The organism is Actinokineospora sp. (assembly GCF_050699995.1).
GTDB lineage: Bacteria > Actinomycetota > Actinomycetes > Mycobacteriales > Pseudonocardiaceae > Actinokineospora.
On sequence record NZ_JBOHGC010000200.1, the window covers coordinates 1 to 10,659 of the forward strand.

General features: G+C 68.5%; 16 protein-coding genes and 1 pseudogene. 7 read left to right on the plus strand and 10 right to left on the minus strand.

Annotation, left to right across the window (positions count from 1 at the left end):
* Window positions 1-268: 268 nt before the first annotated feature.
* The 4 genes and pseudogenes from ACRDSQ_RS10850 to ACRDSQ_RS10865 all read right to left on the minus strand — a co-directional run.
* Window positions 269-637: a hypothetical protein gene (locus tag ACRDSQ_RS10850; protein WP_431420725.1), complete on the minus strand. Its 369-nt coding sequence runs from the start codon at window positions 635-637 to the stop codon at window positions 269-271.
* Between the two features lie 30 nt (window positions 638-667).
* The gene (locus tag ACRDSQ_RS10855) at window positions 668-865 is read right to left on the minus strand and encodes an SDR family oxidoreductase (RefSeq protein ID WP_431420726.1); all 198 of its coding nucleotides are present in this window, start codon (window positions 863-865) and stop codon (window positions 668-670) included.
* Window positions 862-1,698, minus strand: a complete 837-nt coding sequence (locus ACRDSQ_RS10860) for an SDR family NAD(P)-dependent oxidoreductase (RefSeq protein WP_431420740.1) — start codon at window positions 1,696-1,698, stop codon at window positions 862-864. Before ACRDSQ_RS10860 ends, ACRDSQ_RS10855 begins: the two co-directional genes overlap by 4 nt.
* Window positions 1,672-1,821: pseudogene (locus tag ACRDSQ_RS10865) on the minus strand (transposase); the annotation flags it as partial. The pseudogene ACRDSQ_RS10865 and the gene ACRDSQ_RS10860, both read right to left, overlap by 27 nt.
* Before the next feature lie 201 nt (window positions 1,822-2,022).
* Between ACRDSQ_RS10865 and ACRDSQ_RS10870 the strand changes: the two are divergent.
* The 3 genes from ACRDSQ_RS10870 (at window position 2,023) to ACRDSQ_RS10880 (ending at window position 3,710) form a co-directional block, all read left to right on the plus strand.
* Window positions 2,023-2,631, plus strand: a complete 609-nt coding sequence (locus ACRDSQ_RS10870) for a DUF6933 domain-containing protein (protein ID WP_431420727.1) — start codon at window positions 2,023-2,025, stop codon at window positions 2,629-2,631.
* A gap of 177 nt (window positions 2,632-2,808) precedes the next feature.
* Window positions 2,809-3,105 carry a hypothetical protein gene (locus tag ACRDSQ_RS10875; RefSeq protein WP_431420728.1) on the plus strand — a complete coding sequence of 99 codons (297 nt, stop codon included), beginning with the start codon at window positions 2,809-2,811 and terminating at the stop codon, window positions 3,103-3,105.
* A gap of 113 nt (window positions 3,106-3,218) precedes the next feature.
* Entirely contained in the window at window positions 3,219-3,710 is a 492-nt protein-coding gene (locus ACRDSQ_RS10880; protein WP_431420729.1) for a Gmad2 immunoglobulin-like domain-containing protein, read from the plus strand.
* Window positions 3,711-3,983: 273 nt separating this feature from the next.
* Here the strand turns inward: ACRDSQ_RS10880 and ACRDSQ_RS10885 are convergent, their stop codons facing one another.
* Both ACRDSQ_RS10885 and ACRDSQ_RS10890 read right to left on the minus strand, forming a co-directional pair.
* Window positions 3,984-6,266 carry a heavy metal translocating P-type ATPase gene (locus tag ACRDSQ_RS10885; protein ID WP_431420730.1) on the minus strand — a complete coding sequence of 761 codons (2,283 nt, stop codon included), beginning with the start codon at window positions 6,264-6,266 and terminating at the stop codon, window positions 3,984-3,986.
* A gap of 10 nt (window positions 6,267-6,276) precedes the next feature.
* A complete protein-coding gene (locus tag ACRDSQ_RS10890; protein WP_431420731.1) occupies window positions 6,277-6,471 on the minus strand; it encodes a hypothetical protein in 195 nt (64 codons plus the stop codon).
* 72 nt (window positions 6,472-6,543) lie between these two features.
* On the opposite strand from ACRDSQ_RS10890, the gene ACRDSQ_RS10895 reads away from it, so the two are divergent.
* Window positions 6,544-6,957, plus strand: a complete 414-nt coding sequence (locus ACRDSQ_RS10895; RefSeq protein WP_431420732.1) for a heavy metal-responsive transcriptional regulator — start codon at window positions 6,544-6,546, stop codon at window positions 6,955-6,957.
* Window positions 6,958-6,987: 30 nt separating this feature from the next.
* Here the strand turns inward: ACRDSQ_RS10895 and ACRDSQ_RS10900 are convergent, their stop codons facing one another.
* A complete protein-coding gene (locus ACRDSQ_RS10900; RefSeq protein WP_431420733.1) occupies window positions 6,988-7,659 on the minus strand; it encodes a TlpA family protein disulfide reductase in 672 nt (223 codons plus the stop codon).
* Between the two features lie 131 nt (window positions 7,660-7,790).
* Here ACRDSQ_RS10900 and ACRDSQ_RS10905 point away from each other — a divergent pair, with 131 nt between their 5' ends.
* Together ACRDSQ_RS10905 and ACRDSQ_RS10910 are read left to right on the plus strand one after the other, a co-directional pair.
* Window positions 7,791-7,985, plus strand: coding sequence for a hypothetical protein (locus ACRDSQ_RS10905; RefSeq protein WP_431420734.1), 195 nt, complete (start codon window positions 7,791-7,793; stop codon window positions 7,983-7,985).
* A complete protein-coding gene (locus ACRDSQ_RS10910) occupies window positions 7,985-8,227 on the plus strand; it encodes a hypothetical protein (RefSeq protein WP_431420735.1) in 243 nt (80 codons plus the stop codon). The genes ACRDSQ_RS10905 and ACRDSQ_RS10910 overlap by 1 nt, the downstream gene beginning before the upstream one ends.
* 103 nt (window positions 8,228-8,330) lie before the next feature.
* Here ACRDSQ_RS10910 and ACRDSQ_RS10915 read toward each other — a convergent pair whose 3' ends face one another.
* The 3 genes from ACRDSQ_RS10915 to ACRDSQ_RS10925 all read right to left on the minus strand — a co-directional run bounded on the left by ACRDSQ_RS10915 (window position 8,331) and on the right by ACRDSQ_RS10925 (window position 10,235).
* Window positions 8,331-8,606 carry a glutaredoxin family protein gene (locus ACRDSQ_RS10915; RefSeq protein ID WP_431420736.1) on the minus strand — a complete coding sequence of 92 codons (276 nt, stop codon included), beginning with the start codon at window positions 8,604-8,606 and terminating at the stop codon, window positions 8,331-8,333.
* Entirely contained in the window at window positions 8,603-9,190 is a 588-nt protein-coding gene (locus ACRDSQ_RS10920; RefSeq protein WP_431420737.1) for a peroxiredoxin family protein, read from the minus strand. Before ACRDSQ_RS10920 ends, ACRDSQ_RS10915 begins: the two co-directional genes overlap by 4 nt.
* A gap of 133 nt (window positions 9,191-9,323) precedes the next feature.
* A complete protein-coding gene (locus ACRDSQ_RS10925; protein ID WP_431420738.1) occupies window positions 9,324-10,235 on the minus strand; it encodes a cytochrome c biogenesis CcdA family protein in 912 nt (303 codons plus the stop codon).
* Window positions 10,236-10,401: 166 nt separating this feature from the next.
* On the opposite strand from ACRDSQ_RS10925, the gene ACRDSQ_RS10930 reads away from it, so the two are divergent.
* On the plus strand, window positions 10,402-10,659 hold a 258-nt coding region (locus tag ACRDSQ_RS10930), incomplete at its 3' end, for a BlaI/MecI/CopY family transcriptional regulator (protein ID WP_431420739.1).

A 10,659-nucleotide genomic window follows, 5' to 3' on the forward strand; every position in this document is an offset into this window, starting at 1 on the left:
CGCTCACCAGAACAGCCCTTCCCGACGGCTCGACGGCCCAACAGAATCCGGCACACGCGAGCCCGAGGCGAGCCCGAGAAGACGGGAACCGCCCGGCACCAGCCGACACCATGCGACACAGCAGGCCGAACATGGCCAGCGGAAACAGCCCAATCCGACATCACCTGGCACCGCCCGACAGTCGCTCGGGTCGGCTCTTAACCAGCGGGTTCGGGGTTCGAGTCCCTGGCGGCGCACAATCAGTCCCTAGGTCAACATGTATGTTGGCCTAGGGATTTATAGTTTCTTGGAGATCTTCTCCGGGATCTCGAGTGTCCATTGTGGTCTCCTGCGAGCCCGAGGGGAGCCCGAGAAGACGAGTCGAGGCCCGAGGGATGATCATCCGGGTCTTCTCGGCGGCTTCGCGGGCGACGGTGGTCACGACGCTGGTGTACATGTCGCTGGTCGTAGTGATCGAGGCGTGCCGCAGGGTGGCCTGCACGAGCTTCATAAGGCCACGTTCGCGCAGCATCGCGAACGCCTGGGGGCTGGTGGCCTCGTGCACGAGGTGCAGGCCGATGAACAGCTGACACCGACCGTCCCCGTAGGACCGCACGGTGTGCAGGTCGAACACCTTGTCATACAGCGTCGAGCCCATGGGCTTGATCTCCTTTAGTCATACGCTTGTTCACTCGGCTCGTCGGACGGGTGCGGCCGATCCGGCTGTCACCCCGCCGTCGACCGCCAAGGCCTGTCCGGTGACGTAGCTGGACAGCGGGCTGGCCAGCCAGACCGCCGCGGCGGCCCCTTCGGCGGGTTCGCCCACTCGGCCGAGCGGAGCGCGCCGCGCGCGCGTCGAATTGGTCCGCGGACGGGTACAGCTCACGCAGCATGGGGGTGTCGATGGACCCCGGGCACACCGCGTTCACCCATCAGGGACGCCACCGAGCCCGTCGTGACGATGGCGCCGCCACCGCCGGTGGCGATCATCGCGCGTGCCTGGTGCTTCACGCACAGCCACATGCCGGTGAGGTTCACGGCCACGACCTCGGCCGCGTCCGCCAGCCGCGCCTGCGCGATGGGACCAATTGCGCCGAATGTACCAGCAGTGTTGACGGCGGCGTCGAGTACGCCGAACCGCTCCACCGTCGCGTCGACGGCGGCGGCGACACTGTCCTCATCGGTCACATCGCAGGTGATGGCCAGTGATCGGGACGAGTCGGTCCCGGCGGCGCGACCGGGGCCATCGTCGCGCCGAACATCGCCAGCGAGCGGGCGGCGAGATAGGCCTTGAACCCGGGAACACTGAAGGTGGCGGGAAGTCGGAACCTGAACACAGAGTTCGATTCTGTAAGACCTTGGCCGGAGCAGGCAACCAGGCCTCCCACATTCTGGGACCGGGCGACTGAGGTTTGGACACCCGGTCGTGATCGACTCGCGCCGATCAGGCCACGACCTACACCACCTCGCCGCGACCATCACTCTCGCAGGCGGCGCGGACATCAAGGGGGTGCAGGAGATGATGGGGGCTCGTCCTACTACTTCACGGCGGACACCTACACCAGCGTCCTGCCCGAGATGGCCCGCGAGGCCGCCGAAGCAGCCGCCAGACTCATCCCGCGATCTTCCTCCGAAACTGTCAAGCCCGGGGTTTGATGGAGACTGGATTAGCTGGTTTAGGCCAGGACGGTTGCCGTCCTCGACATCAGCGGCCTTCATCCAGATGTGGAGACAACCTTCGGAGATCCCGAAGTCCCTCGCGACCTGCTTCAACGGAGCTTCGCCCTTACGCGCGACCGCGACGACATCGTCCCGGAACTCCCTGGGGTATGGCTTGGGCACAACGACATCCTTCCAGCGAGGACGCGAGCCCTCACAGGTCAGGTGTCAACCAAAGCCGGGGCAATCCCCGGCGATCGGGCGACTACTTGGCTGACTCGCCACATGTCCCGGCGGTGACGTCGTCCAGTGATCCCGGCTTCCGTGATTGCCGCAGGTGTGACGGCTGACGTGGTCGCATGCCGCGCTCTCAGGCAAGGCAAAATGGGCGGGGTGCTGATTGTGCGTGCCACCAAGAAGCTGCAGCGCCTGACGGGCCTGTCGACCGCGCCGGACGACGAGCGCGGCACCACGTTGTTGGGTCCTTGGTTTGCCACGGTCCTGTCCTGGCGGCCGCGGGTCGCGCTGCTGGTCAACGAGTCGACGCTGCTGCCGGTGTTGATGCCGTTAGCGCCCGCCTCGACGCTGACCAGCAGGATCGGCGAGCAGGTCACCAGAGTGCTGGGCGCCCACCACGTGCCCGCCGCGATCATCGACCAGGAGTGGCGGCACATGCAGACCTGCCAATTGGGCGTAACCACGAACCGCAGTGTCGTGGGTGTCATGACCGAATTCGCCCGCCTCGCCGAGATCCACCATGACGCCGATCCCGCCATCGACCTGGTCGCGCTCGCGGTCAGGCTGGCCAGGACACCCTGCGGGCCGCTGTACAACAGAAACGTAAGCCCTGACCGTGAACTGGCCGCCATCTTGGATGCGATTGGGCCTGACCGTGCCTCTGGCGTTGGAGGGGACGGCGAACTGGGAGAGAAACGCCGGAGTCGGCACAGCCGAGCCGGATCGCGACCTTGGGGTTGGGATGGGAGGGCCTGAAGGTATTCGGGTGGGCGATCTCGACCACGGCCATTGGTAGGCGCGTCGCGGTCGGCACCGTCGGCGGAGAGACTCCAGCAATGCCCGGCGGCGCGCACTCGATAGGCGGCGCCCTCGCTGCGGATTTGGGTGACAATCGGAGGTTCGCCAACTCCCTCGGCACAGACAGTTCACGCGGTGGACTTCACCCCGGATTCGATGGCTCCGGGCGCTTGGCTGTGGGTGCGGCCCAGGCAGGTCCAGCGGTTCGGCGACCTCGCGGGCCAGGGGCGTTCGAAGGAATTCATCGACCTGCGGGTCGTGCGGGAAGCCAAGCGGCTCTTGGCGCACGCGACCGGGCGCCGATCGCCCACCAACTGGGTCCCTGACGCCACCAAGTTCTCCAAGTTCTTCGACCACCGCGTCGGCGGCACCCCGGGACCTTCCGGATCTCCGCCCGCGCTCCGCTGCGCAGCTGATGGTCAGGACTGTTGAGTTGTAGCGTTGGCGCGGGTCGACCTAATCCGTGTGGGTGACGCCTGCGCGTTCGGGTCTGCCGGGCTCACCTGGGCGGATAGGATCGCAGATCGATGCCAGGAGGCGCAGCCATGTCGATCGACGTCCAGCAACCGAGGCAGTACGACATTGTCGGCAACAGCGTCCAGATCGCCGGGGTCGCGGGCGGGGCGTTCGAGGCGAACTTCAACTACCGCGTCCACGAGGGCCACGACGAGGTCGTCGGCTCTTTCATGGCGGGCGACGGCACCGGCGGACACGGACAGTTCCAGATCACCGTCGATGTGGCGGGCGCCGCCTTCCAACTCGACCGGCTCTTCGTCGAGGTGTTCCACACCTCACCCAAAGACGGCGCCGAACTCGACAAAGTGATCGTGCCCGTGGTGCACGGACCGAGGATCGTGCCCGGGTACCGCGTCTTCCTGGAGCACGTCGTGCAGACCGGTGAGACGCTGTGGGGCATCGCCACCCAGCACTACGGGGCGGGCAACCTCTACCACCGGCTCGTGGCGGCCAACCCCGGCACGATCACCAATCCGAACCTGATCCACCCCGGCGACGTCATCCGCGTCCCGCAGGCCTGAGCGCGGCCGAGGGCTGATTCGGTGCGTCAGACCACCCCGTGTAGCGATACGCCCGGTTCGGTCCGCCATTCGGCAGGCCGGGCCGGGCTCCAGCAGTCCAGCAGCGCGATCGCGCTCGGCGAGGCCATCACGCGTGTTCGTGACTACTCCGCCGCGCCGCCTGCGAGAGTGATGGTCGCGGCGAAGTGGCGTAGGTCATGCGGCCCGATCGGGGCACCGTGCCGGCACTGAACCAGGCGGCGCCGCAGGCAGTCCACCGGAGTGCCCCTGACCTCACCGCTGCTCGGACGACGCGGTGCGGAAGGTGCGTAGCCGCAGGCTGTTGGAAACCACGAACACGCTGGACAAAGCCATCGCCGCTCCGGCAATGAGGGGGTTGAGCAGCCCCAGGGCGGCCAGAGGCAGGGCGGCCACGTTGTAGGCGAAGGCCCAGAACAGGTTGCCCTTGATGGTGCGCAGGGTGCGGCGGGCGAGTCGGATCGCGTCGACGGCGGCCAGGAGGTCACCGCGCACGAGGGTGAGGTCGCTGGCTTCGATGGCGACGTCGGTGCCCGTGCCCATCGCGAGGCCGAGGTCGGCCTGGGCGAGTGCCGCGGCGTCGTTGACCCCGTCCCCGACCATCGCGACCACTCGGCCCTCGCCTTGCAGGCGGGTGATGACGTCGACCTTGTCCTTGGGCAGCACGTCGGCGAAGACCTCGTCGATGCCTACCTCTGCGGCCACGGAGCGGGCGGCGCTGTCATTGTCGCCGGTGAGCAGCACGGGCCGCAGCCCGAGCGCCCTCAGCCCACGGATCGCCTCGGCGGAGGTGGGTTTGATGGTGTCGGCGACGACGAGCACGGCGCGGGCGGAGCCGTCCCACGCCACCGCGACGGCGGTGCGCCCTTGGGCTTCGCCGTCCTTCTTCGCGACCTGCAGGTTCTCGGGTAGCGGGATGCCGCGCTGCTCAAGCAGAGTGCTGCGCCCCGCCAAGACCGCCCTGCCCTGGACCGTGCCCTGCACGCCGAGTCCTTCGAGATTGGTGAAGTCGGTGACCTGCGGCAGAGCACCGGCACGTTCTTGGGCGCCCGCGGCGATGGCCTTGGCGATGGGGTGCTCGGAGGCGTGTTCGAGGGCGCCGGCCAACAGCAGGGCTTCGGACTCATCGATGCCGTCGGCGGTGTGCACGCTGATCAGACTCATTTTGCCGGTGGTGACGGTGCCGGTCTTGTCCAGCACCACGGTGTCGACGCGGCGCGTGGACTCCAGCACCTCGGGCCCTTTGATCAGGATGCCGAGCTGGGCGCCGCGGCCGGTGCCCACAAGCAACGCGGTCGGGGTGGCCAGCCCGAGCCCACATGGGCAGGCGATGATCAGCACGGCGACCGCGGCGCTGAATGCCGCCGCCACACCTTGGTCGGCGCCGAGCCAGAACCCCAGGGTGCCCACGGCCAGGGCGATGACGATCGGCACGAACACCGCCGAGACCCGGTCGGCCAACCGTTGGATGTCGGCCTTGCCGTTCTGGGCGTCCTCGACGAGCCGGGCCATCTGCGCCAGTTGGGTGTCCGAGCCCACGCGGGTGGCGCGCACCACGAGTCTGCCTCCGGCGTTGACGCAGGAGCCGGTGACCGGGTCGCCGGGGCCGACCTCGACCGGGACGGATTCGCCGGTGAGCATGCTGGCGTCGACCGCGGAGGTGCCGTCCTCGACGACACCGTCGGTGGCGATCTTCTCGCCGGGCCGGACGACGAACACCTCGCCCACGGTCAACGCTTCGATCGGGATTCGTTCCTCCCGGCCCTCGCGCAGCACCGCGACGTCCTTGGCGCCCAGTTCGAGCAGCGCCCGCAACGCCGCGCCTGCGCGACGCTTGGATCGGGCCTCGAAGAACCGGCCCGCCAGGATCGCCGCGGTCAGGCCGGTGGCCACCTCCAGGTAGATGTTGCCGCTCGCGGCGGAGCGTTCGACGGTCAGGCTGAACCCGTGCCGCATCCCCGGCTCGCCCGCGGTGCCGAAGAACAACGCGTAGAGCGACCACAGGAACGCCGCGGCCACGCCGACTGAGATCAACGTGTCCATCGTGGCAGCGCCGTGCCGGACGTTCGCCCACGCCGCCCGGTGGAACGGCCAGGCCCCCCACACCACCACCGGGGCCGCCAGGGTCAACGACAGCCATTGCCAGTTGGTGAACTGCAACGGCGGCGCCATCGCCAACACGATCACGGGGACCGCCAGCGCGACCGAGAGCAGCATCCGCTGACGCAACGACCGGGTGTGCTCGTCGTAGCCGTCCTCCTCGGCCGACGCGTCCAGGTCTGCGGGCGCGGTCCTCGGGAGGGTGGCGGTGTAGCCAGTGTCCTCGACCACTTTGACCAAGTCCTGTGTGGACAGGGCGGCGGGAAAGCTGACCTTGGCCTTCTCGGTGGCGAAGTTGACCGTGGCGCTCACCCCGTCGACCTTGTTCAGCTTGCGCTCGATCCGCGCCGCACAGGACGCGCAGGTCATACCGCCGATCGACAACTCGACCTGCTGAACGACTGCTACCCCGACATCCTCGCGCATGTCTGAACTCATCTGCGCCCGCCTACTTTCGACTGATTGTGGTCGGGACACCGGTCGTCGGTCCGGAGTCACGGTGATCGGACTGGCCGGGGTCGCTCGGATGCCGGTCGCCGGTGCCCGCACCCGGCGGGCCCACCGCGCCACCGGCCGCCCAGGCGCCCGCGAACACGACGACGAGTGCCAGGCCGTAGGTGGACAGCTTGGCCGCGACGTTCATGGGTTCTCTCCTTCGATGGGCTCGAACCCGAGCATGAACCTTCCAGTACGATGGAAGGTCAAGGGAGGTGTGATGAAGATCGGCGAACTGGCCGCCGCGAGCGGCATCACCCCGAAGACGATCCGGTTCTACGAGGAGGCGGGTGTGCTTCCCGAGCCCACGCGCACGCTCAGCGGCTACCGGGACTACGGCCCGGAGTCCGTCGACAGGCTGCAGTTCGTCCGCCGTGCCCAGGCGGCCGGATTGTCACTGAGGGAGGTCCGACAGATCCTCGCCGTGCACGACAGCGGAGACGCGCCCTGCGGCCACGTCCGTCATGTCCTCGGCGAGCGACTGAACCAGGTGCGTGCCCAGATCACCGAACTGGTCACCCTCGAAACCCACTTGGAGGCCTTACTCACGCACGCGCGACAAGGCGAGCCGACCGACCATGACAAGGCCGCCGTCTGCTGGATCCTGGAAACCGAACCCCGTGAGGCGCCCTGAGTGCTCCTCGCCGACGCCGTCGGCACACGGTCAGCCTTTCGCCGGGGTCAGCGCGCGCACTGCCCGGTCGACTTGGTCGACCGACGAGAACGGTGTGGGCGGCAGCACCTGGCGCACGGCGCCATCGCCGGCAACGACGTAGCTCGCCGGAAGGTAGGCGGGTGCGTGAAGAGCCCTGGCCACGGTGCCGTCGGTGTCAACCACCGAGGGCAAGTGCACGCCGAGGGCGGTCAGCAGATCGAGCCCGTCGGCCGGTTCGCTGAGCACTTGCACCCCCAGAACCCGCACCGCGCCGGGTGAGGCGGCGTACGCGTCCAGCACGGGAAGTTCCTCCCGGCAGGGCTGACACCAACTGGCCCACAGGTTGATCAGCGTGATGCGCCCGGCGAGGGCGGCGCCGAGGTCGATGGTCGCACCGTCGCCAAGGCAACTCACCCGTATGTCCCGCAACGAGGCCGGTCCCCGATCGTCGCGGGATGCCGGTATCGGACAGGGCCGCAACTGGGCGCGGACGCGAGCGACGGAGACGTCGGCTGCCTGGGTCGCGGCTCCGGCCGCCGATCCGCCGGAGTCGGTCGTCCGCGGCCATAGGGCGACCGTGGCGCCGAGGGCCAGCACGACCAGCACGAGTGACCACATCCGGGCCGGGGGCCGTCGAGGCGCAGGCGATCCCGCCTCGCCGGCGCTGCTGCCGTTCGCCATGCGTCTTCCTCGATGACGTGCCCCGACATCGATCGCGCATCGGGCCGGGGAACTATCTACTATATCCGTACGTAGATAGTAGACGAGCTGGTCGACTGTCGGCGGCTCGGCCGACGCACGGAGGAGAAGTCATGCAGTCGCTGTTCTTGGTTCTTGCGGCAGTGGCCTGCCCAGTCGGAATGGGCCTGATGATGTGGATGATGATGCGCGGCCGGAACCAGGGCTCCGGTGATTCCGGCGGGCAGCGGCAGGTCGCGCGGTTGCGGGAGGAGATCGAGGAGCTCAAGGCAGAGCGGACGGCGCAGCGCACGAAGGGTGGGCAGTGATGCCGATCTGGGTCGCGGCGCTGCTCGCGGTCACGGCGATCACCGTGACCTACTTCTCCTGTGTGCGGCCGATGATGCGCGGTCGCGGCCACAGCGCAGTGGACGCGGGTTCCGCCCAGGATGCCGGGATGGACCGGCAGATCGCCGAACTGCGGGAGGAGTTGCGCGTGCTGCGCGCGCAGGACTCGCTGGACCACGGCCGGATACCTGGCAGGAGGCCGATGCCACCCACAGAGTCCTGACTTGGACGGGTGGCGTCAGGGGGCGATCCCAGGATTCGGACCGCCGACACCGACCGCCAGGACGGCGCCCACCGTGTGCGGCAGAGGTCATGTGCGGCAGAGGTCATGTGCGGTCGGGTTGCAGGCGCTTGTCGAGAGTGCGGCGAAGCTTGCGTTCGGACAGCCGCCCGAAGGAGAACGGCTCGCCCTCGACGAGCACACCAGGGGCGAACAGCACACCCGCTCTGGCCGCCAGGCGTCTGCCTTCGTCGCCCGCGAGGTCGATCTCGGTGACGTGCAGCGCGTAGTCGGCGCTCAGCCGGTCCAGGACCTGCTTGGCGTGCTCGCAGAAGCCGCAGGAGGACTGGGTGAGCAGGGTGATCGTCACTGGCGGGCTCACGGCGCCCGTTCCAGGGTCAGGTCGGCGAGCATCTTCTGCGTGGGCAGGAACATCGTGTAGTCCGGTGCGCCGCCGTAGTCGGCCCGCCAGCGGATCACCCCGTCCGGCCCGACCAGCACGAAGCTGTGGCCGTCGCGCATGTCGCCCATCATCCCGTACTGATTGGCGCTGTAGGCGCGAGAGACTTTCAGGTCCGGGTCGGACAGCGCGGGTGTGGTCAGCTTCTCGTCGGTCACCTTCCGCCCGATCAGGGTGGCCGGATCCGTGGTGATCGACAACACCGTGTCAACCCCCGCGTTGTTCAGAGCCGTCTGATTGTTTTCCAGATCCTTGATCTGGTCCCAGCACGGTTGGCAGGACAGGCCCTCCTGGAAGTACAGCAACACGCTCTTTCCCCGGAAGTCCGACAGGCTGATCTGCCCGCCGCTCCCGGAGGCCAGTGTGAACGCGGGTGCCTGCGCGCCGATACCGGGTTGACCGGCCACGTGCTTGTAACCGCTGCCGCCGGTGGCCGTGTCGTGCTTGCTTTGCGAGTTCTGGTAGACCAGGAACAGCACGACGACGACAAGGGCGACGATCAGCACTGTAAAAATGGACCACAGTGGACGAGATGGCGTGGCGCCGGGAGCCTCCCGAGCCTGCCGGGCGGCCTGCTGACGCCGGCGCGTCCGGATCTGCCGGGCACGTTTGCCCGCAGGTGTGCGCGTTGCCCCAGTCCTACCGCCGGCCTTGGTCACGTCGGTTCTCCTCCACAGGTACCGGAATCGATGGTGCATCGGCGGCTCGCGTACGCACGGTGCGGCGCAGGAGCAGGGCGAACCCCAGGACGAGGACTGCGGCGATCACCCAGCCCGGTATCCAGGACAGCGCGGTCAGGGCGGCGCTGGACACGTGCTGCAGCCAGGCGCTGAACTCGGTCTGCCAACCCGCGCTGGACATGCCCGGTCCGGTGAACGCCAGGACCACCGCCAGCACACCCATGCCGATCATCAACAGCCCGCTCACCAGGCTGCCGAGCGCCAGCCTGCGCTGCCATCGGCCCAGCCGCAGCCGCACGGTGCGGTCGGTGAGCAGCCGGGTGGCGCGATCGCGGCGGTGGTCCCACGAGAGGGCGACCAGCGCCAGCGGGGCGACCATCCCGGCCACGTAGGACAAGCCGATGGCCAGGGCTGCCGGGAACGAGGCGGCGGCGCCGGAGAGCACCGCGACCCCCGCCAGCACCGGTGCGCAGCAGGCGCCGGCCGCGCCCGAGAACGCGCCGAGCACATAGGCGGAGCCGAAGCTGCCCTCCTTCAGGCCCCGTGCGCCCGGCATGGGCAGGTTGGGTTTCCACCCGGCCAGAGCCGCCACCCCGGCGGCGATCATCAACGCGCCGCCAAGGGAGAAGATCCACAGGTGCTGGGTGAGCAGCAAGCTGCTCAACGCCGTCGCGCCGAGGCCGATCGGCAGGATCACCGTCGCCACCCCGGCGCCGAACACCATGGTCGCGGGCACCACGCCGCCGCGGTGCCGGAACCCGGTGGACAGGTAGGCGGGCAGCATCACCGACACGCAGCACGGCGCCAGCAGGGCCACCACGCCGCCGAGGAACGACGCGAGCAGCGTCGTGCCGAACAGCAGGTCACCCACTGCGCCTCCATACGTCGCCGGCATCTACCTACGGTCTCCGTACGTAGATAGTAGCTTGGGAGTGTGCCGTCGCGTTCGCTCGTTCCGGACAGGCTGCGAGCAGCGCTGACGATCCGTGGAGCATGGGAAGTACCCTGGGTTTCGCAGGTGAGCACCGGGAGGGCGTGTGCGCGGGTTCGGCGAGTTGGAGGCGGTCGTGATGGACCGTGTCTGGAGGCGTGAGGGCACGAGCACGGTGCGCGCGGTGTTCGAAGAACTCCTCGAACAGCGGGAGATCGCCTACACCACGGTCATGTCCACGATGGACAACCTGCACCGCAAGGGGTGGCTGTCCCGCACACGCCACGGCAAGGCGTTCCTCTACCGGCCAACACTGACCCGCGAGGAGTACAGCGCCAGGCTGATGCGCGACGCGCTGGATGGC

Excerpts from the sequence above, each read along its gene's own strand:
- ACRDSQ_RS10880 (WP_431420729.1), top strand. The coding sequence starts at position 3,219 with ATGTCGATCGACGTCCAGCAACCGAGGCAGTACGACATTGTCGGCAAC.
- ACRDSQ_RS10860 (WP_431420740.1), bottom strand. The coding sequence starts at position 1,698 with ATGAAGGCCGCTGATGTCGAGGACGGCAACCGTCCTGGCCTAAACCAG.
- ACRDSQ_RS10870 (WP_431420727.1), top strand. The coding sequence starts at position 2,023 with ATGGGCGGGGTGCTGATTGTGCGTGCCACCAAGAAGCTGCAGCGCCTG.
- ACRDSQ_RS10910 (WP_431420735.1), top strand. The coding sequence starts at position 7,985 with ATGCCGATCTGGGTCGCGGCGCTGCTCGCGGTCACGGCGATCACCGTG.
- ACRDSQ_RS10905 (WP_431420734.1), top strand. The coding sequence starts at position 7,791 with ATGCAGTCGCTGTTCTTGGTTCTTGCGGCAGTGGCCTGCCCAGTCGGA.
- ACRDSQ_RS10895 (WP_431420732.1), top strand. The coding sequence starts at position 6,544 with ATGAAGATCGGCGAACTGGCCGCCGCGAGCGGCATCACCCCGAAGACG.
- ACRDSQ_RS10885 (WP_431420730.1), bottom strand. The coding sequence starts at position 6,266 with ATGAGTTCAGACATGCGCGAGGATGTCGGGGTAGCAGTCGTTCAGCAG.
- ACRDSQ_RS10890 (WP_431420731.1), bottom strand. The coding sequence starts at position 6,471 with ATGAACGTCGCGGCCAAGCTGTCCACCTACGGCCTGGCACTCGTCGTC.
- ACRDSQ_RS10850 (WP_431420725.1), bottom strand. The coding sequence starts at position 637 with ATGGGCTCGACGCTGTATGACAAGGTGTTCGACCTGCACACCGTGCGG.
- ACRDSQ_RS10900 (WP_431420733.1), bottom strand. The coding sequence starts at position 7,659 with ATGGCGAACGGCAGCAGCGCCGGCGAGGCGGGATCGCCTGCGCCTCGA.